General features: G+C 48.4%; 19 protein-coding genes. 7 read left to right on the top strand and 12 right to left on the bottom strand.

The window, feature by feature from the left end:
• The first annotated feature begins 12 nt into the window (after positions 1-12).
• The 5 genes from fdhF to AC14M5_RS06700 all read left to right on the top strand — a co-directional run bounded on the left by fdhF (position 13) and on the right by AC14M5_RS06700 (position 8,462).
• Positions 13-2,844 carry a formate dehydrogenase subunit alpha gene (gene fdhF / locus AC14M5_RS06720; RefSeq protein WP_484028873.1) on the top strand — a complete coding sequence of 944 codons (2,832 nt, stop codon included), beginning with the start codon at positions 13-15 and terminating at the stop codon, positions 2,842-2,844.
• A gap of 47 nt (positions 2,845-2,891) precedes the next feature.
• Positions 2,892-3,338, top strand: coding sequence for a CBS domain-containing protein (locus tag AC14M5_RS06715; RefSeq protein ID WP_484028872.1), 447 nt, complete (start codon positions 2,892-2,894; stop codon positions 3,336-3,338).
• Positions 3,339-3,728: 390 nt separating this feature from the next.
• Positions 3,729-5,315 (top strand): LysM peptidoglycan-binding domain-containing protein, encoded by a 1,587-nt coding sequence (locus AC14M5_RS06710; protein WP_484028871.1) that lies wholly within the window; start codon positions 3,729-3,731, stop codon positions 5,313-5,315.
• A 41-nt stretch (positions 5,316-5,356) separates the two neighbouring features.
• Complete coding sequence (locus tag AC14M5_RS06705) at positions 5,357-6,970, top strand: peptidoglycan DD-metalloendopeptidase family protein (protein WP_484028870.1); 1,614 nt, start codon at positions 5,357-5,359, stop codon at positions 6,968-6,970.
• The gene (locus tag AC14M5_RS06700) at positions 6,963-8,462 is read left to right on the top strand and encodes a LysM peptidoglycan-binding domain-containing M23 family metallopeptidase (protein ID WP_484028869.1); all 1,500 of its coding nucleotides are present in this window, start codon (positions 6,963-6,965) and stop codon (positions 8,460-8,462) included. Before AC14M5_RS06705 ends, AC14M5_RS06700 begins: the two co-directional genes overlap by 8 nt.
• A gap of 37 nt (positions 8,463-8,499) precedes the next feature.
• On the opposite strand, the gene AC14M5_RS06695 is transcribed toward AC14M5_RS06700, so the two are convergent.
• Together AC14M5_RS06695 and AC14M5_RS06690 are read right to left on the bottom strand one after the other, a co-directional pair.
• Complete coding sequence (locus tag AC14M5_RS06695; RefSeq protein WP_484028868.1) at positions 8,500-8,973, bottom strand: OsmC family protein; 474 nt, start codon at positions 8,971-8,973, stop codon at positions 8,500-8,502.
• The gene (locus AC14M5_RS06690) at positions 8,974-9,537 is read right to left on the bottom strand and encodes a TlpA family protein disulfide reductase (protein ID WP_484028867.1); all 564 of its coding nucleotides are present in this window, start codon (positions 9,535-9,537) and stop codon (positions 8,974-8,976) included. It lies immediately after the preceding gene.
• 158 nt (positions 9,538-9,695) lie between these two features.
• On the opposite strand from AC14M5_RS06690, the gene AC14M5_RS06685 reads away from it, so the two are divergent.
• Positions 9,696-10,154: a cyclic nucleotide-binding domain-containing protein gene (locus tag AC14M5_RS06685; RefSeq protein WP_484028866.1), complete on the top strand. Its 459-nt coding sequence runs from the start codon at positions 9,696-9,698 to the stop codon at positions 10,152-10,154.
• A gap of 15 nt (positions 10,155-10,169) precedes the next feature.
• A complete protein-coding gene (locus AC14M5_RS06680; RefSeq protein WP_484028865.1) occupies positions 10,170-10,415 on the top strand; it encodes a NifU family protein in 246 nt (81 codons plus the stop codon).
• A 77-nt stretch (positions 10,416-10,492) separates the two neighbouring features.
• Here the strand turns inward: AC14M5_RS06680 and AC14M5_RS06675 are convergent, their stop codons facing one another.
• The 10 genes from AC14M5_RS06675 to AC14M5_RS06630 form a co-directional block, all read right to left on the bottom strand.
• Entirely contained in the window at positions 10,493-11,269 is a 777-nt protein-coding gene (locus tag AC14M5_RS06675) for a hypothetical protein (protein WP_484028864.1), read from the bottom strand.
• A complete protein-coding gene (locus AC14M5_RS06670; RefSeq protein WP_484028863.1) occupies positions 11,269-12,066 on the bottom strand; it encodes a LiaI-LiaF-like domain-containing protein in 798 nt (265 codons plus the stop codon). Before AC14M5_RS06670 ends, AC14M5_RS06675 begins: the two co-directional genes overlap by 1 nt.
• A 1-nt stretch (position 12,067) precedes the next feature.
• Positions 12,068-12,610: a hypothetical protein gene (locus AC14M5_RS06665; RefSeq protein ID WP_484028862.1), complete on the bottom strand. Its 543-nt coding sequence runs from the start codon at positions 12,608-12,610 to the stop codon at positions 12,068-12,070.
• A gap of 110 nt (positions 12,611-12,720) precedes the next feature.
• A complete protein-coding gene (locus AC14M5_RS06660) occupies positions 12,721-13,476 on the bottom strand; it encodes a nucleoside phosphorylase (protein ID WP_484028861.1) in 756 nt (251 codons plus the stop codon).
• A 6-nt stretch (positions 13,477-13,482) separates the two neighbouring features.
• Positions 13,483-14,688 carry an oligosaccharide flippase family protein gene (locus AC14M5_RS06655; protein WP_484028860.1) on the bottom strand — a complete coding sequence of 402 codons (1,206 nt, stop codon included), beginning with the start codon at positions 14,686-14,688 and terminating at the stop codon, positions 13,483-13,485.
• A gap of 89 nt (positions 14,689-14,777) precedes the next feature.
• On the bottom strand, positions 14,778-15,587 hold the full coding sequence (locus tag AC14M5_RS06650; protein ID WP_484028859.1) for a class I SAM-dependent methyltransferase: 810 nt from the start codon (positions 15,585-15,587) through the stop codon (positions 14,778-14,780).
• A 94-nt stretch (positions 15,588-15,681) separates the two neighbouring features.
• Positions 15,682-17,127, bottom strand: a complete 1,446-nt coding sequence (locus AC14M5_RS06645; protein ID WP_484028858.1) for a B12-binding domain-containing radical SAM protein — start codon at positions 17,125-17,127, stop codon at positions 15,682-15,684.
• Between the two features lie 7 nt (positions 17,128-17,134).
• On the bottom strand, positions 17,135-18,070 hold the full coding sequence (locus tag AC14M5_RS06640) for a hypothetical protein (RefSeq protein WP_484028857.1): 936 nt from the start codon (positions 18,068-18,070) through the stop codon (positions 17,135-17,137).
• Positions 18,071-18,081: 11 nt separating this feature from the next.
• Entirely contained in the window at positions 18,082-19,584 is a 1,503-nt protein-coding gene (locus tag AC14M5_RS06635) for a cellulose synthase family protein (protein WP_484028856.1), read from the bottom strand.
• Entirely contained in the window at positions 19,585-20,916 is a 1,332-nt protein-coding gene (locus tag AC14M5_RS06630) for an O-antigen ligase family protein (RefSeq protein ID WP_484028855.1), read from the bottom strand.
• Positions 20,917-20,957 lie beyond the last annotated feature (41 nt).

The raw sequence follows: 20,957 nt of genomic DNA, 5'->3' as shown, positions 1-20,957 counted from the left end.
CAAAGGTGAATCATGGTAAACATCAAGATCAACGGGCAATTAATTCAAGCGGAAGCAGGCAGGACTGTTCTGCAGGCTGCGCATGAAAACGAAATAGAAATTCCAACCTTGTGTTATCACAATGATTTGCACCCCACTGGCAATTGCCGCATGTGCATTGTTGAAGTGAAGGGTGGCAGATTTCTGCAAGCGGCCTGCGTTACTCCCATTTGGGAAGGCATGGAAATCGAAACACATAGCGAGAAAGTGATCAAAGACCGTAAATTGACATTGGAGTTGATGCTTGCCAATCACCCACAGGATTGCATTACCTGTGACGTGAGCGGTGAATGCGAATTGCAAGATTTGGCTTACGAATACAAAGCATCTGCGCCAGAGTGGGGCAGTAAAGGTAAACGTTACATCGCAGATAGCGACTCAAATCCATTCATCCGCGTGGATATGAATCGCTGCATCTTGTGTCGTCGTTGTGTATCAGCTTGCGCGGAGATTCAAGTGCGTGATGTGTGGGGCGTGGCAAAACGCGGATTTGATGAAGTCATTATGGCAGGCGCGAATACGACCATGCTGGAGGCGCGCTGCGAATCCTGCGGTCAGTGCGTGGCTTACTGCCCAACAGGGGCGCTTTCGAACAAGATGAATTACGGAATCGCACGCTCACATCAGGTTACTAAAGTCACCACTACCTGTTCGTATTGCGGCGTTGGCTGTCAATTTGATTTGCTGGTGAAGAATAACAAAATCATCGGCGTACGGTCCAACTCGAACGCACCAGTGAATGGCATGTCGTTGTGTGTAAAGGGGCGCTATGGATATGACTATATTCATCATCCTGACCGAGTGACCAAGCCCCGTGTGCGCCGCTATTTACTGGAAGGAAAGAAAAAAGAGATTAGAGAATGGAGAATAGAAAATGGTAAGACCAAACAGCCAGTCACGAATTCTCCAGTCTCTTCTCCTTGGGACTGGGTTGAGACCGAATGGGATGTTGCGCTAGATATCGTCGCAAAGAAATTTGCAGAAACGCGAAAGAACTTCGGCGCAGATAGTATTGGTTTGCTCACTTCGGCGAAGTGCTTGAATGAAGAAAACTATTTGATGAACAAACTGGCGCGGCAGGTCATAGGAACCAATAACATTGACCACTGCGCCCGTCTCTGACACTCCAGCACGGTAGCCGGTCTGGCTGCCTCCTTCGGTTCTGGAGCAATGTCCAATAGCATGGATGATGTGGCGCAACAAGCTCAGGCCTTCTTTATCATCGGCTCCAACACAACCGAACAACACCCTGTCTTCGGGACAATGCTGCGGCGGGCTGTCAGATTCCGTGGTGCAAAACTGGTAGTAGCCGACCCTCGCAAAATTGACATCACAGAATTCGCAACCTTACATTTGCGTCACCGCCCCGGCACGGATATTGCCTTGATCAACGGCCTGATGTACATCATCCTCGAAAAAGGTTGGGAGGATAAATCCTTCATTGATGAGCGCACGGAAAACTTTGATGAGTTCAAAGCTACTGTGATGCAATATCCGCCGGATGCAGTTTCCAAGACCACAAATATCCCAGTGGAAAAGCTATATGAAGCCGCAGAGATCCTTGCGAAAAACAGTCCCATGGCTGTGATATGGGCAATGGGCATTACGCAACATATCGTTGGCGTGCGCAATGTGATGGATCTTGCCAACCTGCAAATGCTGCTCGGTAACATGGGTAAAGCGGGCGGCGGCGTCAACCCATTGCGCGGGCAAAACAATGTCCAAGGCGCATGTGATATGGGCGGCCTGCCAAATGTGTTCACCGCGTATCAACCAGTAACGTCACCTGAGGTGATCGAGAAGTTTTCAAAAGCATGGGGGGTGGACAATGGTCTATCGTCTAAAGTCGGTTTAACAGTCACTGAAATGATACCGGGGATTCTGGAAGGCAAAACCCACGCGCTTTACATCCTCGGCGAGGACCCTGTCATGTCTGACCCTGATACGAAGCATATTCGTCATTGTTTTGAATCAATTGACTTTCTGCTTCTGCAGGAAATCTTCCCCTCTGAAACTGCGGCGTATGCAGATGTGCTATTGCCCGGTGTTTCCTTCGCAGAGAAGACTGGTACATTTACAAATACTGAAAGACGCGTGCAGATGGTGCATCAGGCAATTAATCCGCTGGGGGATGCGAAGCCAGATTGGTGGATCACCTCTCAGATTGCAAAACGCCTCTTAACCGGGACCAGTGACCGGGTCCAGCACGATGCGCCTTTTTCCAATTGGGACTATGCGGACACATCCGAGATCATGTCTGAGATCAACACGTTGACCCCATCCTATGGCGGCATCACGCACGCGAGGCTCGAATCCGGTGAACGTCTGCAATGGCCCTGCCCAACGTTGGAGTCTGCTGGCACGCCGATCTTGCATACCAAACAATTTACGCGTGGCAAAGGCAAGTTCATGCCAATTGACCACATACCGCCCGCCGAAAATCCAGACGATGATTACCCAATGGTGATGAGCACGGGGCGTGTGTTGTATCACTGGCATGGCGGACAGATGACACGCCGCGCAAAAGGTTTGATGCAGGTGTATGGTGAATCGCTAATTGAAGTAAATCCTGACGATGCGATTAAGTTGGGTTTGAACGGAAAGTCGCATGTGCGAATTACCTCACGCCGAGGAAGCATCGAAGCACAAGCCTGGGTCACAGACCGTGTGCCGCCCGGCATGGTATATGCCAACTTCCATTTCCCTGAGGCTTCGGCCAATGAATTGACTCACGCCTCGCTTGACCCCGTTGCAAAAATACCCGAATATAAAATTACAGCGGTGAAGGTTGAGTTGGTTCAATAAGCTCAAGATGCCTTGAGCATTTGATATAAGTCCAAAGGAGATAAGCCATGACAACTGTTCGCAAATTGCTTGAAGCAAAAGAAAGTGCCACAAACTTTTCTGTGGAAGCAACTCAAACTGTTTTGGATGCGCTCAAAGTAATGGCGGGTGCGCAGATCGGCGCCATCCTAGTGACCGACAATGGAAAGATCATTGGCATCTACACTGAGCGCGATTATCTTTTCAAAGGTGAACTCGAAGGGCGTGCCGCAAAAGATACACAGATCAGGGATGTGATGGTGCCCAACATGATCACTGTCACATACAATACGTCGGTGGATCAGTGCATGTCATTAATGAAACAATATCACATCCGCCACCTGCCTGTTGTGGAAAGCGACCATCTTATAGGCCTGGTGTCGATGCGCGATGTAATGATGGCTGCATTGGATAACAAGGAAAGCGAAATCCGCGGGTTGGAAAATTACATCATGGGTTCGGGATTTCAATCTTAACCATTCACCTCGCGCAGTTTCAGTCCCGAAGGCGGTGTCATTGTTTTTTCAAAAGCATGTGATCTGTTTCGACACGGTGAGCGAAAGACGAACCGTCAACACACCGTCTTTGGGGTTTACATCCATTTTTGCTTTATATCCATAATAATTTCACTCCGTTGGAGTTGTGTCCGCGGTGTTAGCGTGTGTCCCTTTTAATATCTCACTTTACGCACTACGCTTCGACTACGCGCGGGGACTGCACCCGCGCTCCGCTCAGCGCGAACTTCGTCCTGAGCGGAGTGACGAGTGTACGTCGAGGAACGCAGTCAAAGGACGGGTTGCGGAAAATGCTTGTTCTGCGTAAGGTGAGTTAATATATCTCCGCCATCTGCTGGTAAAATCGCACCCATGTTAGTTACCAGATCCATATATATCGCTCTTGTACTCGCGGTCATTTGCACTGCCTGTGCACCCGCAACGCCAACACCAGTGGTCTTCCCCACTTACGATCCATTTTTACCAGTGGAAAACGGAGGAACACCTCACCCCACCCAAACGGTTACAAGTTCGCCCGCGCCACCCACAGCCACGCGCCAGCCTACACCCACGCGCGTGCCACTTAACATATCCCCTGTGATATCAGGGCTTACAAATCAAATCGTAAATACTCCTACACCGGATGCACCAAAAGTTCTGCCTACCCCGCGCCAGGATGCCGATCAGTACATCGTTCAATTTGGCGATTCATTGGGAGCTATTGCGGAAAGATTTGGCATTAGCGTTCAGACCTTAATGGAGGCTAATGACATCATCGACCCTAATTTATTGGATGTCGGTATGGTCTTAATCGTCCCCACCCCTGAACCTGTCAGCGCAGGGACATCGCTCAAAATTATTCCTGATTCAGAACTGGTTTATGGTCCTGCCAGTGTTTATTTTGATATCGGAGACTTTATTGATGGACAGAATGGTTATCTCTCCGATTACACACAGGATGTAAACGGCGCATTGTTGAGCGGCGAGGAAATCATATTATTGGTTTCTCAAAATTATTCAGTAAACCCGCGCTTGTTACTGGCATTGCTCGAATATCAAAGCGGCTGGGTGACCAACCCCACACCGCTCAACGCTTCTTATCCTTTGGGCCTTGCAGATGAAAATCATTATGGCTTGTATCGCCAGTTGACATGGGCCGCCGATACTTTAAATCGCGGCTATTATCTTTGGAAAGTAAACGCCCTCTCCACCTGGGTGCTGAGCGATGGGCAAGTCATCCCAATCGACCCAACCATCAACGCCGGTACTGCCGCAGTACAACATTTCTTTTCAGAATTAGATAACCTCTCCACTTGGGAAGAGGATGTTAACGCAACAGGTTTAATCCTTACCTATTACGTCTTCTTTGGAAACCCTTTTAGCTATGCCATTGAGCCATTGGTCTCTCCCTCACTTACACAGCCCGCATTGACGCTTCCATTCAAAGAGGGCGATGCCTGGTACTTCACCGGTGGGCCGCACGGCGGGTGGGGCTCAGGTTCCGCCTGGGCCGCGCTGGATTTCGCCCCGCCCGGTGAAAACGCTTATTGTTATACAAGTCCATTTTGGGCCGTCGCAATGGCAGATGGTTTAGTAGTGCGGGCATCCAACGGCGCTTTGATCCAGGACCTTGATAATGACGGCTACGAACAAACGGGCTGGGTTATTCTTTACATGCACATTGCAGAGGAAGAACGCACATTGCCTGATGAATATTTATTTGCAGGCGAACGTGTTGGTCATCCCTCATGCGAGGGCGGTCTTTCAAACGCCACGCACGTACATATTGCCCGCAAATACAATGGCGAATGGATTTCCGCAGACGGTTCAATCCCATTCAATTTAGATGGCTGGGTTTCCAGCGGAAGCGGCTTTGAATACGATGGCTTTCTCAAACGCGGCTCGCAGGTCATCGAAGCATGGGATAGCGCAAACGATTTCAACTTGATCACGCGCTAATTCATCCATCCTTAAGCTAAACAGATATAATTCAACATAATATGAATCGCGCCTTCGTAATCCTCGTCATCCTTTCTTTGATATTGTCCGCTTGTGGCTCATCACCTTCAATCTGGGGAATTCCACAAACACCAACGCCGAATTCGACAAACCCAGCCCCGCCTCTTTTCGACCCGTTTGCTGTTCAAGACGACCCGATCATTTTCCCCACCTCGACCCCTCCCTCACTGGCCGAGGCAAGCGCATCCGAGACCCCAACGCCGGATGGCGCATCTCCAATCATTGTACCGACTTATACACCATCCTACGACTCTGCGCCTTTTCTTTACTACGCCCAAAGCGGAGATATGCTCTCAGCAGTTGCCAATCGCTTCGGGATTCAAGAAAATGAGATCACCTCCGATGCAGACCTCACGAAAACCACGCTGATCGATCCCGGAACTTTACTGGTGATCCCAAACCATATCACTGAACCTACTACTCCAAACATCCAGGTCATGCCAGATGCCGAGATCGTTTTCTCAGTTACTTCGGCAGATTTTGATATCGAAGCATTTGTCAAAGAGCAGGGTGGTTACCTGAGCAACTTCAAGGATTACCTTGGCTCCACCGGTTGGATCGATGGATATGATGCCATTGAACGGTTGGCAATTGAAAACTCGATCAACCCACGTATGATCCTTGGCCTGCTTGAATATGAAAGCCGCTGGGTAAGCGGCCAGCCCATTGACTTGCTGCACACGGATTTTCCAATGGGCTTCAACGATTATCGCTACAAAGGCATGACCGTACAAATGGTTTGGGCAATCAACAATATGTCGATTGCGTATTATGGATGGCGGGCCGGTACGCTCACCCATCTTGAATTCCCCGATGGCACGGTTCTGCGGATCGACCCGCATTTGAATGCCGGCACAGTTGCCATCCAATACCTCTTCTCGCGCCTCCATAACCAGTCACAGTGGGCACAGATCATCGATCCGGATTCAGGCTTCCCTGCGATGTACGAAGCGCTATTCGGCGATCCGTGGGCGCGCGCAGATGAGGTCAATCCATTGTTTCCGCCTGCTCTGAGCCAACCCACACTTGTCCTTCCGTTTGAACCCAATGTCCAATGGAATCTTACCGGCGGCCCGCACAATGGCTGGGGACAGATCAACCCGAATGTATATGGTCAATCTCACAGTGTCTTCTCAGCCATCGATTTTGCCCCTCCAACCAAAAATGGCGGATGCGATGCGACAGATACCTGGGTAGTTGCCTCCGCTCCCGGCTTGGTCGTACGCTCAGAAAATGGCGCAGTTATGATTGATCTCGATGGAGACGGCTACGAACAAACAGGTTGGAACCTGCTTTACATGCACATCGCAAACAAGCACCGGGTCTCGGAAGGAACCTGGCTGGAAGTCAATGACCGTATTGGGCACGCATCCTGCGAAGGTGGTGTTTCCACTGGTACACACGTGCATTTTGCAAGAAAATACAACGGCGAATGGGTTACAGCCGATGGCCCCATCCCATTTGTGTTGAGCGGTTGGCGGGTTGTTGCCGGCGATGCCCCCTATAAAGGTAAACTTGTCCGTGGTGATGAAGAAGTTATTGCTGACCTACAAGGCCAGGGTTGGTCCAGCATCATTCGCGAAGAAGATGATTAAGACGAAAAGAATTTTCCAATATTTTTTCACGGTCATTGCAAGCATTTCATTACTCATTACATCCTGCGGTCTGCAATCGCCTGAAAATATAAGCACAACATTCACACCGGGGCAACCAACGAGCGCATTCAGCCCCGCATCTAATCCAACTCCGCTGCCAACACGCACTACTTTCAAGCCTGGTGAGTTGGTGGATTACACTGCACAAACAGGTGATAGTCTCCCCACACTGGCATTGCGTTTCAATACCACAGTGGATGAAATACTGGCAGCCAACCCGCAAATCCCACCTGATGCCACAACCATGCCGCCCGGCATGCCGATGAAAATTCCCATTTACTATCTTGCGCTATGGGCAAGCCCGTTCCAGATCATCCCCGACCATGCTTTTGTAAATGGCCCTTCAAGCTCTGGTTTCAACACGGCTGCATTTGTCGAGGCGCATCCGGGGTGGCTAAAGGACTATCGTGTTTATACCAGCGGCAGGTGGCGTTCCGGTGCGGAAATGGTGGATTATGTTGCCGTCAATTACAGTATCAGCCCGCGCCTGCTTTTGGCTCTCCTTGAATATCAGGGCGAAGCGCTGTCTAACCCTGAGTTGCCTACAAAAAAGAACCTGCTGGGGCTTTCACGTAAGTTTTGGGAAACCCCCTATCTTCAACTTGTCCTTGCCGCGAATGTTTTGAATAACGGATATTACGGGTGGCGGGTTGGAAAAACTCTTGAATTTGAAGATACCGATAATATCCTTATCAGGCCGGACCCCTGGCAAAACGCGGGTTCGGTTGCCCTTCAATACTATTATTCACATATTTACGCCGGGAATGAATATGTACAAGCTACCGGACCCGAAGGCTTCTTTCAAACCTATGCTAGCCTATTTGGCAATCCATGGGATGATCCTTACACCACGATGTTCATTCCGGGCAGTTTACAACAACCAGATTTCATGCTTCCCTTTCAATACGACCAAGTCTGGTCATATACTGGGGGGCCTCATACGGGCTGGGGTACCGGCGAGCCATTCGCCGCAATAGACCTGGCTCCGCCCAGCGAACAATCGGGTTGCGTGCCTGCAAAACCCGAAAATTATGTGACCGCAATAGCAGATGGTTTGGTTGTCCGTTCCGGTACGGATGGCGTTGCACTTGATCTCGACAAGGATGGGAATGAACGGACTGGCTGGGTGGTATTTTATATGCACCTTGCCACAAACCAACGTGCGCCGCTTGGTTCAGAATTAAAATCTGGAGAAATGATCGGATATCCATCCTGCGAAGGCGGGCGCTCTACCGGTACACACGTGCACATTGCCCGAAAATATAATGGTGAATGGATCAACGCAGACAGTGTTATTCCACTAACCATGAATGGATGGGTTGCACATAATGGCAGCAGAGCCTATTTGGGCACTCTGCAAAAAGGCTCTGCAATCGTCACGGCTTGTGATTGCGCGGATGCCTACACTTCCATCAGCGGAAGTTATCCATAATTCAAAATGGAATGCAGCGAACACAAAACCAGACGGGCTATTCATCCGTCTGGTTTTGTGTATATTCGCCTTCTTTGAGAAGCGTACTTGCGTCCTCATCAAAAATATTATATTTAAATCGCATGGGAAACGCCTTGCTTAGCATAGCATGCACGGGGCAATATTTTTCAATCGAAAGCTCAATCGCGCGCAATACGGCGAACTCATCAATCTCAGAGCCGCAGACTAGGAATTCAATAATTGCTTCCGTAAAAACTTTGGGGTGCTCTTTCGCACGGCCGGCATGAACCTTTACCTGAAAGTCTGTAACAACTTGCCTTTTCTTTAGCAATATGGAAATTACATCCATGCCAGCGCAACCAGCCAGCCCAAGGGCGATAAATTCCATGGGGCTGGCTGCATTGTTGTCACCGCCTACTACTTCACTTGTATCTAGTTTTTGCACAAAACCAGAATTGCCCGCACCCTCGAAGGACATTCGGCCTTTCCAATTCAATGTTACATCCATCATCTACTCCGTAATAATATCTGGCACGAATTTATTGAGGTTCTTTGCAGAAATACCGCCCACCCACATCAAGCGGACTTTTCCAACTCGATCTATTACATAAGAACTGGGCAAACCCATTGTATTAAATTCTCGTTGAGCTTGATATTCCAAGTCAAGCCATACAGGGAAAGTGAGCCCGAACTCCTTCACAAAAGGAGCTACGGTTTCAAGAGGCTCCTCCTGATTAATAGCGATCAATACAAAGCCCTGTGATTGATATTTTTCATAAAAGGCCTGTAAGGTAGGCATCTCTTCCCTACATGGAGGGCACCAGGTAGCCCAGAGGTTAACCAGGACAACACCTCCACGATAATCACGCAACGAAACAGAGTTTCCAGAGAGGTCTTGAAGAGTCAGCTCAGGGGCGGGATAATCAACTTTGGCAGGAACAGCTGAATAATCCTGGGTGGAAGCGGAGGAATTAGTCAGCAGAAGAAGGAACATAATCCCAATCGATATGAATCCCACCCCGATCAATAACATTGCGAAAAAACGTTTGGGAAAAGGTTGTGGTGTTATGGTCATTTCATAAATCTTATAGTGTTGTGACAATACGATAAATTACTTATTTCACAAAGTATAACCGAATAAAACGATGATGCTATGAAAACGGGACAAATGTCATCCACCTTAGGATATATGATACTGGCAACTTGTCCAGACGTTGATTAATATGCAATCAAATGTTGGATGCGCTGCCCTATCTGCCGCTCTTTCATGGGCTTGAGCCTGAACAAATTGAAGTGCTTAAGCCCCTTTTTGAGTCATTCATTTGCGCAACAGGAACCGTGATATTTGAACAGGGCACACCTGCAAGTTACCTCTACATTATCCTGAAAGGTGAGGTTGAGATCCAATTCAAACCATATGATGCCCCGCCCATCGTTTTAACCCGCTTACGTGCTGAAGATGTGTTTGGCTGGTCGGCAGTGGTTGGAAGCCCAAGGTACACGTCCACCATTGTCAGCAGTGCAGAGATCGAGGCAATTCGAATACGTGGAAAATCATTATGGAAAATGGTTGAGGAACATCCAGAAACGGGCAAGATCATTATTGATCGGCTCGCGCGTATCGTTTCTCCGCGTTGGGCCAATGCTCAAATGCAAGTCCAGTCGCTTTTGAAATCCAGTCAGAAGGAATAGACAGGAGAATAGACCATGCCAATAACAGAAGCAACCAATATCGAGACTCAATTACGTCACTTGATCGAAAAGCTCAGTGCCTATATAGAACAATATCACGGAGGCACCGTGGAATTCGTTTCGTTTAATGGAAGCATCCTCGAAGTGAAATTAGGCGGAGCTTGCCTGAACTGCCCACTTTTGCCATCCACCCTGCATGGCTGGGTGGCAGGGACTGTGCGCCAATTCTTTCCAGATGTAACCGTGGTTGAAGTGAAATAATTACTGGTGAGGGCTGGTAAGTGAATCAACATCCCCGCAGAAGTGCGGGGATGTTGATTTTCAAATTTTTATCAACGTTATTTTCTGGTGAAGTATCTGAATAGCACAAACCCGCCTGCGACGATCAAAGCGAGGGCCCAAAAATAATTAGCAAAATCCAAAAGCGATGCGATCCCTAAAAAGCCCATTACGCCCAGCACACCAGCAGGCCAGTATGCCCACCGCATCCTCGCAAGTAGTGCAACCAGCAAAAATGTGAGTGCAAGCCCAAAGAAGAAAAAGCCGCCTGTCTCAAAGGCTCTAAATTTTTCCGCTGCAATCGTTACACCTGCCAGGGTGGATAAGACGCCGCCAGGAATCAACGCCCACCAGCGCTCCGACATGTTGGTGAGATACACCAGAAAGAAGGCGATCCCAATTCCGCCAAGAAAAATTGCGCCGGAATATTCTTCAAAACTTTCCGAGGCTACCACCACGAGTGCAAGCGCGGTCAATACACCGGCAGGGATCAGCGCCCACCAGCGTTCAACGCGGCTGCTGAAATAGACATACCAAAAGGATAAGCCAATGCCGCCCAGAAAAATCGCACCGCCAAAGGCCTCCAACGACTCAGGAAGAATGATCAAGGTTCCAAGCACAACAAGAGTAAAACCTGGGATTGCGCTCCACCAATGGCCGCCGAAGAGAAGAGCCAGGAAGACCAACCCCAATACGATAAATGTACCGCTCCAAAATATGTCTGAAGCATTTTCCAAATAGCCCAATGCCTGCAAGAGCGCAAGTCCGCCGCCCAGCATCAGCATGATGCCAAACACAATCCGTAGATCAATGCGTTTCATTAGGTTGCCTTTCATTACTTTATCTTTATCGAAGCCGCGCCTGCATTAATATTTATGTCAGCGGCATTGGCGGCAGTGTCATAATCAGGCGATTGATAGTAACTTCCATTACGCGGGAAACGAGTCTTGTCAATGTTCATATCTGCTGCGCCGAGTGAGGCGTGGATTCGAGCAGAGAGGCCTTCAGGGATGGTAACTGTCAGTGAGGCCGCACCAAGATCAAAGTCCGCGTGGAAGCGGCCTTGAGCAGGCAAAGTTAAATCCGTATCGCTTGCACCAGTGTCCAATTTCAGGCTTGTGATATTCATATCATGCAGGTCGATCACAGACTTATTAGCGCCGAGACTCAATCTCAATGAAGTCGGGATGTTTTGATTCAGGGCAACGTCCCAATCCAGTTGATTGTTCACTCCAATGAACGGGAAATCCATGATATCTTTTGCGGGGCTCATTCGGACCTCAAGCTTGTTCCCGTTTCGAGAGGCCTTGTGATCCAACCCGCCAACGAAGGTGCCGTGCGCAAATTCATTTGCACCTGCCCCACTACGGAGTTTTAAATTCCCAGCGCCATGCTTGATCGCCAAACTGGCTTCACTCGCCCCTTGCAAGTCAATACTTGCGGATTCAGATTCAATCTTGCGGCGAAAGAAAACTCCAAACAAAGCCCATGCACCCAAAAAGATAAGCAACACGGGCCAAAACAGACTCGTCAATGACTCGCCATTGGGAAGCCTAATCCCCATTTCATTGGCTAGCATCAAACCACCCAACAGGAGCAGAACAACGCCCCAGACCAATTGATTGCGGCGCATGTTATTCTCCTCGGTTGTCGTCACGATTGCGCATCGAGCGATATAACCCGCTGCCGAGCACCCATAGGCCGAGCAAGATGAGGAGGACAGCAGGGCCGAAATTCCCCAGCAGATCCCAACCGCCGAGGAAGGATGAGAAGACCAGGAATAACACAGCGCTGATGACCATCAAGTTAAGACCGCGTTTGATATTATGCGCTCTGTTATCGCCAAGTATGCCTGCAAGGATACTGCCTACGCCAACAAAGCCTGGGATGAGCGCCCACATATACGACCAGGACTCATAGTCGTTGGCGACTTCCTGATAATAAAAAATGCCGCCCAACCCTGCAACGATTGCAGCAGGGACGGCAAGCCCTGGCTGGCCTAACACAAGCGCGAGGATAAAGATCCCACCGCCGATCAAAAGCAAGTTGGTCGGCCATTCGGTATATTGATCGAAGAAATTGTGAAAGGCTGGGACGGATCTATCCAGCAGGAACCAAGCGCCAAGCAAAATGAGGATAATGCCGAGCGCAAGTTGGGAACGACCTTGTCTGTTCATATTTTATGTTCTCCTATATTGTTGGTTTCAGTATTAGTGTAAATCTTTTTTTGGAAAATTCAAAGTCCATGCAGATATACGCGAACAAACTACGAAGGTTTCCGAGCCGCTTAATGAGGAAAGGAAAAGGCATCATAGACAGCGTCAAAAATTACACCCAAATTTATTTGTGCCACCCGCAAATCACTGGCCATACGCCAGGTTCCGTTGGTAAGCATATCTGCAATCGAAAAAGCAGCGAACGCAGGCAGGCCATATGATTTCGCAACTGCCATCATGCCCGCCGCTTCCATATCCACTGCAAGGACGCCGCGCTGTTGATAGCTCAGTACATCCTTGCGGAGTTCGCGAAAGGGTGCATCAGTCGTCCACGTAAGACCCATTGAAAAAGAGAGCTTACGTTTTGACAAGGTTTCACCTACTTTATCAAGGATTTCTATAGACGACTCCACAACATCTGCTGGAGGAAGATAATGCCGCGACACGCCCTCGCCGCGAATTGCTCCTGTTGAAAGGATAATACTCCCCGCTGACAGCTTATCCTGCAAGCCACCCGCCATGCCGATCAGCCCAAATTGTTTGACGCCCAATGCGACGAATTCATCTGTCAGCCCGGAGATGACAGGAGCGCCGATCCCAAAGCCTGTGGATAGGGCAATTTGTCCGTTCGTTTTTTTGAGCAGATAAAACTCACCAAGAAAGCCTTTGATCTTTTTAACTGAATATTTGCGAAGGACATAATCAGCGAGGCTTTTTTGCGGCGCAAAGATAACCGTATGCGGCGGCGGAAAATCCTGCAAGGAGCCTGATGCGCGGCGATAAGCCAGCAATTCTTTTGGGGTGAGGATGGGATCGCTATTGCTCATATTTGTTTACCGCTTGATATCTCCACCGCCAAGGACGGCGACTGGAGCATATCTATTTCGAAAATAAAAAGCTGCAAATGTAATCGTTTGAAAACACTCACCAAGCAAAGCTGACCAAACCGAACCTGAAAAGCCATAAGAAGGAATAAGCCAGAGATATAAGATCACATAAATCATTAGAGAAATCAAAGCGGACTTCACCACCACGGCTTCCATTCCGCGTGCGATGAGCTCATAAGATATAAAAGATGAAATTGTATATGGCACTAAACTCCAGCCGAGTAAAGAAAGCTGGCTTGAAGCCTGTACAAATTCACTGCCGTATAAAATAAAAATGATCGGTGTGGCGAAAATTAAAAGAATAAAAGAAAAAGTTAAGCTAATTGCCAGCAACAAAATAAATGCCTTGCGGAAGCTCTTCCACGCATCGGTTGTGCCACGGGAGAGGGCGGGCAGTAATGCTCCGAGAATGGCGTAATGACCTAATTTCAATCCGTCTACAACGCGGATGATCGAGGAGAACAATCCAGTTGCAGAGTCATCCAACAGGGCGGAGACGGTCAAAATGCCGAGGCGTTGAATGAGGACCAGGAGAATTGTCAACGCGGCGAAGGGGAGAATCAAATTGAAGATGGAGAAAAAGTTTTTAAGCGGAAGCAGGTTGAAGGTCGAGAGTGAGGCGCGGCAGATCAAGATGGAGAATGCTGAAAGGAGGAGTTGCCCTAAGAGAAGATAAATGCAAAGGCTTAAGACATCCAAAGAAAAAAAGGCGGCGATAATTTGAATCGCCCCGTTGAGCAGACTGAGCAGCCAGAATAGATCCATACGGTTGAGGGCACGCAGGAGCGCATTGTTGACGGAAAAAATTGCAAGCGGAAAAAGCGCGAGGGAATATAAAAGCAAAGGCGTGTTGCGATAAAAAAACATGGCAGCGCAATAGAGCGTCGATAAAACTAATTGCAGAGCAAGCGACTGCGCCGCAATGTCAGTGACCTTGTTTGCACGTGAAATTTCGCGGACGAGAAAAGTATCTGTGCCGAAATTGGTGAAGGTGTTGCCGACCAGAATCAGAGATGCAATAAAAGCAAATTGACCGAAGCCATCGACGCCCAACTTGCGCGCGAGGATGGCTGTATAAAGAATCGCAAGCGCCTGCGCAGTAAGGCGGGCGGACATCAGCCAGAACGAATTACGTTGTAATGTGGTTGTCATTAAAGGTTACGTAACTTTTAATATCCAACGACAGGAGTCGTTGGACTCCAGCCTGTTAAGCGGAGTCAAAAGTCTCCCGACTTTTGATATCAACGAGAGGATGCCAGAGAAACAATTGTGAAGTCACCCCAATATTTGAAAGGCCAGCGTGGAGCGAAAAAATTATCGAGTCTGCTAAGAGTTTCAAACATGCGCGGACGTTTTAGCGCAAAGTCTTTATTGGTGGCAGGCGGCGTGATGACAGACAAAGCTTCAACGGCTTCGATGTGAAAATCACTGCCCCACGCTTTTGCAATTTGACTCGGCGTGTAATAATAAACAGGATAATTCAAGCCTTCCTTGAAAACGGTGGAGTGACCAGAAAAGCGGCGCGTTGCAAGTTTCAATTTTCCACGCAGAAGCATGGCGGATTCCCACAAGCAGAACGGAGGCATGAGCGCCCAAATGACACGAGCGTTTTTCTTCATTAGTGGCCTCACGCTATCTGCGACCAACTTCATATCGGAAACGCAGTTCAAGCCGCCGAAGTTTGAAAAAGTGAGATCAAAAGGTTCAACGTTTGCATTTTTTAATTCTGTATAAGAAAGTTGTTCAAAGGATAAACGATCCTGCAAACCGAGATCAATAGCTTTCTTTTTTGCGCGCTCCAGCATCTCACCTGAAATATCCACACCATGAACGAAATATCCATTTTGCGCGAACCAGACTGCGTCTGTGCCTGTGCCGCAGGCGAGATCTAAAATACGCGAGCCTTTGGGCAGGCGTGTAGTGATGAATTGATACACACGCTGACGCATACGCATCAAGTTGGGATTATTTTCAATGAATTCATCATACTTATCCGCATTGCGGTCGTAGGCGGTGGCTACGGTTTCAAAGGCTGGGTCTAGATTGGACATAAAATCTCCTGCAATAATTTTCGGGATAATCCGCAGATGTCGCAGAGTCAGCAGATTGAAAAATCAATGCTTCTTCTTACCGCTCAAGGAATTACTAATTCGTTGGCAAGAATTTTCTCAATTTCATTTCAGTTCGCATCATGCCAAGCAAATAATAAGGTGTTCGCACGATGCCGCGCGGTTCTCTATTTCGCCATGCGCGGCGCAGGCGGAACTCATGGTGGACACGTCCATGCAAAATGCGATAGAACTCCTGTGGGAATGGGCCGCGATAAAGCATGGCGAGGTCGTCCGAATCGACCCAGTTTTGTTTTTCGCCCAATTCCATTTTGACACGCTCAAAGAATTTCGTACCAGGTAGTGGATACGAGACAGAAATGCCAATATCATCAGGCGCACATTCACGCACCATCTTCAAAGTTTTTTGCACGTCGTCCCAGGTTTCGCCTGGATAGCCAAACTGTAAAAAGAAGCCAACTTCGATCCCATTCTTCTGCAACAACTCGGCGGCCTGATAAATATCTTCCACTTTATCGCCTTTATCCATCGCATCTAAAATTTTCTGCGAGCCTGATTCTGCACCAAGCCAGACGGTTTTACAACCCGCCTTCGCGAGTGCGGCTGCAATTTTTTCGTTGACCAAATCCGCGCGTTGCAAACATTTGAACGGTATTACTGCATCCGCTTCATGCAACAAGGCCGCAAACTTTTCTATCCAATTTGGTTTCAAACCCAAAATATCATCCGCGAACCAAATGTGATCGGGCGCAAATTTTTCCTTTAACCATTTCATTTCCTCGGCTACATTTTCAGGCGAACGCGAATTGTAGCGCTGTCCCCAGATCGGCTTGGCGCACCAGTTGCAATGATATGGGCAGCCGCGCGTGGTGACCATGTTCATCGAATAATACCCATGCCGTTCCAGCCAGAGCTTTTTGTATTTTGGGATGTCCACCAGGTCCCAGGCGGGGAAAGGAAGCGCATCCAGATTTTTTATGTCGGGACGACGAGGGTTACAAATAATTTGCGATTTACGATTTACGATTTTCGATTTATATACCAGCCCTAAAATTGACTCAAGTCCCGCATCCGCTTCGGGCTCAACTGACAGTTGACTCAGCAATTCTGCTAGTGTTTCTTCGCCTTCGCCTAGCAGAATGTAGTCTGCGCCTGCTTCGAGATATTCGGCGTAATGATCGGTTGCATCTGCACCGCACAAGATGACAGTGCATCCGCGTTCCTTTGCCATTTGAATCATGGTGAAGGCGGCTTCGCGCATCCGCAACAAACACATTTTGGATAGATAGTTAAAGTTGTCTTCAAAAATAATCGCATATTGCGGCTTGTGTTCATCAAGCGATTTCGCCCAATCTTCTTCCGAGTCTGCGAGCATTGCGTCGAAGAGTGCCACGTCATATCCCTTTCCGCGGATATAACTCGCAGCGTACAAGGTGCCAAGTGGCGGATAGGGCATCATGGCATCCCATAGTTTGGGGTCGAAGCGGAGATAGTAGGATTGGCCGAAGATGATTTGGGTCATTTATTCCTCACCCATTCTCACTGCCGAGGACGGCGGTCAGAGCATAGAGGGTTATTAAGCGCTCTTCATAAGCCTGCATTGCCCATGAGCCGTGATGGTCAAAGTTACCCTGGCATACATCGGCGGAGAAATTCGTTTCCACACCGTAGCCTTTTTGCTTTTTGAAGCGCGCGATCTTACGATTCATTTCCCAGGATTCGAGCATGTCACCGAGTTTATGGCTGAGGATATCCTCCAAAATAGTTCGTATTGCATGTCCATGACTCAGATCCTTCGCCTCGCTCAGGATGACATAGTTGTGTAGGTTTGGCAAAAAATCATTGACCCACGGATTTGCATCGCGCAACTGATGGAAAACATCCAACCCGCTGATGGGGATCATTTGGGCAAACTCGCGTGCAGTGTATAAATTTTTTGCATTCCATTTCAGGGCATTCTCTGAGACGATAACATTCGGGCAGATCGTGTCACCAAACATGCGTGCCAACCTCCCAAGCAACAAGGCAAAAGCGCGCGCCATCCACACGCGACCAGTTTTGACTACCAGCATGTAGTCCATATCCGCATTCTTGGAGAGATTGAGCATGGCGAGAGAACCCGTCAACGCGGCCATGCGGATGAAAGGCAATACGCCAAGGATACGCCCATAGAATAAGGCGCGGTTAAATGCTTTCTTAGAGATTACTTCACGTTGCCTGCGAATATCCACGATCTCTTCGCGGCCTGCCAGGAAACAATATCCGTGCTTTGAAGCAACATCTTTCATATTGGCAACACATTCACCAATCTCTTCTTTCTGGGCAGGGACAACAAGGAAGCGATGCAATTCATCCATCGTTAACGGGTACTCAAAAATATCCGAATACGCGAGCGTTTCAAGAATGGCACGTTCGAGCGTGGAAATATTCATGAGTGCGGGTTTGGTGTCTAATGTCAGAGACAAGGGAATGTCCTTTAATCAGAAACAGGTTTCGGGTCAGAGGTGAAGCGCGCAGAGAGTGCTTGCAGAAGGGTGAAGCCTGAGACGAAAAACAATCCAACAGCAAAGAGAAAGGCAAAGATCATCAGCAAATAATGGCCTGTGCTCCAGGCGAACCAGGACGTCCATAAATTAAACAGGGCAAGGAGCATTTCATAAACGATGAGCATATCGATCTTAACCTGATAGCGATGATCAAGCCACGGCTGCGCACGATGAGTAATCGCATATTTGGGTGTGCGCTCAAATGGGATCATACGCTTTTGCATGATTTGCAACATGGCACGCAGGGTGTTCAAGATCAAGCCTGATGAAAAGATTGATATGAGAAAGATCAATGGCAATGAGAAAAACCATCGCCTGCGAAGAAGTTGCTGCGCAATAATAAAATATATGGCGGGCGCAAAAACGAGGAAGTTCATAATTAGACCAATGCCCATCGGCGCAAGCAGCGATGGATATTGGGTCGAAAACAAAAGCAGGAGCGGATAAAGAATGATCAAGACAAAGGTAAGCAGATGCAAGCCATATCCTGTGAGATGCAGTGTAGCCTGGAATTTGCGGGCAAAGGAAAAATCCGAGTTCCAGATCATGGGGATGTAGCGAATGGCGCATTCCAAACTACCGCGCGCCCAACGATATTGCTGGCGGCGATAGGCCGTGAAGCTAACGGGCAATTCGGCGGGTACTTCCACTTCACCAGCATAGCGGGCCGACCAGCCGCGTAGAAACGCACGATAAGACAGATCCATATCTTCGGTGAGGGTATCGGCCTTCCAGCCGCCCGCATCTACAATTGCAGATTTACGCCAGATACCCGCGGTACCGTTGAAATTGAAAACATAACCTGCATTGGCGCGCGCGAGTTGGTCAATGGCAAAATGCGCATCTAGAGAGAAAGATTGAAGCAGGGTGAGCAGGGAATAATTGCGGTTCAAATGTCCCCAACGAGTCTGTACAAATGCAATCTTCTCGTGGTTAAAATGCGGCAAAACGCGGCGAAGAAAATCAGGATGCGGCAGAAAATCTGCATCGAAGATGGCAAGATAATCACCTTTTGACTTTTCAAGCCCATTGGCAAGTGCGCCTGCCTTGAAGCCATCACGATTCGCGCGATGGATATGAACCACATCCACTCCCTGCCTCTGCAATTGTTTAACTTTTTCAGCCACAAGCGAAATTGTTTCATCAGTTGAATCATCAAGAACTTGAATCTCCAGCAACTCACGCGGATAATCCAGCGCAGCAGATGATTCGATCAGCCGTTCTGCGACATACCACTCATTGTAGATCGGCAATTGCACAGTGACATGAGGCAATTCATTTAACATCATCAGCGCAGGGCGCAGCAGTTTATTTCGTTGTTTCAAACCCGTGAATGCAAGATAAACCATATTGGAAATATAAATTAACAATATTGCCATAGCTAGAGAGTAGGCTATCAAAACAGGCGCAAGGATGATCTGAATGATATTCATTTACATCACCGTTTCCAACCCCACAGAATACAGCCCCCACGCAAGCCATTGCCAGGCGCGCCCATACGAATAAGACCAGGTATAGTAATCAAAGAATCCAGCCATTGTAACTGCAAGCAATAGCGCAAACACGGTCATTAAGATTGGCTGGCGCGAATAAGTCTCCCAATGCGAAACGAATGTAGCAAAAGGAAGCACCAGCAAAAGCAAATAAAATACCCCGCCCAGCACACCTGTCTCCATTGCCACAACCAAAATTGCATAATGCGGCGGCTGATAATTCAACGGGAAATTTTCAAAACGCTTCATCATCGCAATTGGGCTCGCGCCCAGCCCAACCCCAATTGCAGAGTGTTCTATAAAAAGCGTATTGCCTACATCCAGCAGAAACGCGCGCTCCTTCATCGGGTCATCCTGAGCAACATTACCAGAGTTCACACGTGATTGAAACAGGGAAATATTTTTCGTGATGAATGGCATCACGACTAGCAGACTCAACACCCCAAGCAGAATCGCAACTTTAACATGATCCCATCTACGAGCCAGCGCCTCACTCCCGACCACGAAACTGCCAGCTACAAAAAAGCTTAGCCACGCTGACCGGGAGAAGGTCATCACCAATGCCAGAAAGCATGACAAAAACACAATGGATGAAATAATTTGCGCACGCCCATTGCTATAAAGAATGATAGCCAGCAAAATGACAAGTCCGAAAGCGATACAGCCGCCGAGAATGTTCGGGTGGTCACTCAGACCATAGCCGCGCAGGAAGCGAAATCCATCCCCAAAGATAACGCTGACGCCTGAGTCGGCTGGGTCAAGGGATAGCTCACCCAGGCCATACAATCCCAAAGAGCTTTGAGAAGCGACTTGTAAAATCACAACAACTGATTGAAATAAAATTTGCGCGCCCACCGGCAGGATGACCCAATTTACAGATTTAATTTCGTTGACAATAAATAAGTAAAACAAAAGCAACACAATAAAACGCAGGGCGTGATAACGTGAGAGGATCTCGTCCTCACTGCCAAGAATGGATACCCAACCTGCAAAGGTCAGGCCCACGAGGCTGATCCACATTAGCGCTGACCCTGCCTTCAATTTGCGCGGCATCAAAAGCAATGAGCACCCCCAAAATATAAGCATGCAAAGCATCGACACGTCGCTCGCGAAGAGCAGAAAATCTGTGTAATCAGAATAGATGGGAAAAAATGGGCGTGCCCACAATTCCATGCGCCAGCGGAATGGAATAAGAAAAATCGTGAGCGCAAAGAAGAAACGCGCACCAACGCCGAAAATGTGAGACAAGCGATCTTGCAAGGATGATGTCATTTAATAATCAGACCATAATAATCTTATTTATTATACCCAGC

It is taken from the genome of Candidatus Villigracilis sp., assembly GCF_057083605.1.
The sequence above is the reverse complement of the archived record's forward strand: the minus strand, read 5'-3'. Positions and strand labels throughout refer to the sequence as shown.

Bases quoted from the DNA above. Each gene is read 5' to 3' on its own strand.
- AC14M5_RS06715 (WP_484028872.1), top strand. From the start codon at position 2,892: ATGACAACTGTTCGCAAATTGCTTGAAGCAAAAGAAAGTGCCACAAAC.
- AC14M5_RS06710 (WP_484028871.1), top strand. From the start codon at position 3,729: ATGTTAGTTACCAGATCCATATATATCGCTCTTGTACTCGCGGTCATT.
- AC14M5_RS06705 (WP_484028870.1), top strand. From the start codon at position 5,357: ATGAATCGCGCCTTCGTAATCCTCGTCATCCTTTCTTTGATATTGTCC.
- AC14M5_RS06700 (WP_484028869.1), top strand. From the start codon at position 6,963: ATGATTAAGACGAAAAGAATTTTCCAATATTTTTTCACGGTCATTGCA.
- AC14M5_RS06695 (WP_484028868.1), bottom strand. From the start codon at position 8,973: ATGATGGATGTAACATTGAATTGGAAAGGCCGAATGTCCTTCGAGGGT.
- AC14M5_RS06690 (WP_484028867.1), bottom strand. From the start codon at position 9,537: ATGACCATAACACCACAACCTTTTCCCAAACGTTTTTTCGCAATGTTA.
- AC14M5_RS06685 (WP_484028866.1), top strand. From the start codon at position 9,696: ATGTTGGATGCGCTGCCCTATCTGCCGCTCTTTCATGGGCTTGAGCCT.
- AC14M5_RS06680 (WP_484028865.1), top strand. From the start codon at position 10,170: ATGCCAATAACAGAAGCAACCAATATCGAGACTCAATTACGTCACTTG.
- AC14M5_RS06675 (WP_484028864.1), bottom strand. From the start codon at position 11,269: ATGAAAGGCAACCTAATGAAACGCATTGATCTACGGATTGTGTTTGGC.
- AC14M5_RS06670 (WP_484028863.1), bottom strand. From the start codon at position 12,066: ATGCGCCGCAATCAATTGGTCTGGGGCGTTGTTCTGCTCCTGTTGGGT.
- AC14M5_RS06665 (WP_484028862.1), bottom strand. From the start codon at position 12,610: ATGAACAGACAAGGTCGTTCCCAACTTGCGCTCGGCATTATCCTCATT.
- AC14M5_RS06660 (WP_484028861.1), bottom strand. From the start codon at position 13,476: ATGAGCAATAGCGATCCCATCCTCACCCCAAAAGAATTGCTGGCTTAT.
- AC14M5_RS06655 (WP_484028860.1), bottom strand. From the start codon at position 14,688: ATGACAACCACATTACAACGTAATTCGTTCTGGCTGATGTCCGCCCGC.
- AC14M5_RS06650 (WP_484028859.1), bottom strand. From the start codon at position 15,587: ATGTCCAATCTAGACCCAGCCTTTGAAACCGTAGCCACCGCCTACGAC.
- AC14M5_RS06645 (WP_484028858.1), bottom strand. From the start codon at position 17,127: ATGACCCAAATCATCTTCGGCCAATCCTACTATCTCCGCTTCGACCCC.
- AC14M5_RS06635 (WP_484028856.1), bottom strand. From the start codon at position 19,584: ATGAATATCATTCAGATCATCCTTGCGCCTGTTTTGATAGCCTACTCT.
- AC14M5_RS06630 (WP_484028855.1), bottom strand. From the start codon at position 20,916: ATGACATCATCCTTGCAAGATCGCTTGTCTCACATTTTCGGCGTTGGT.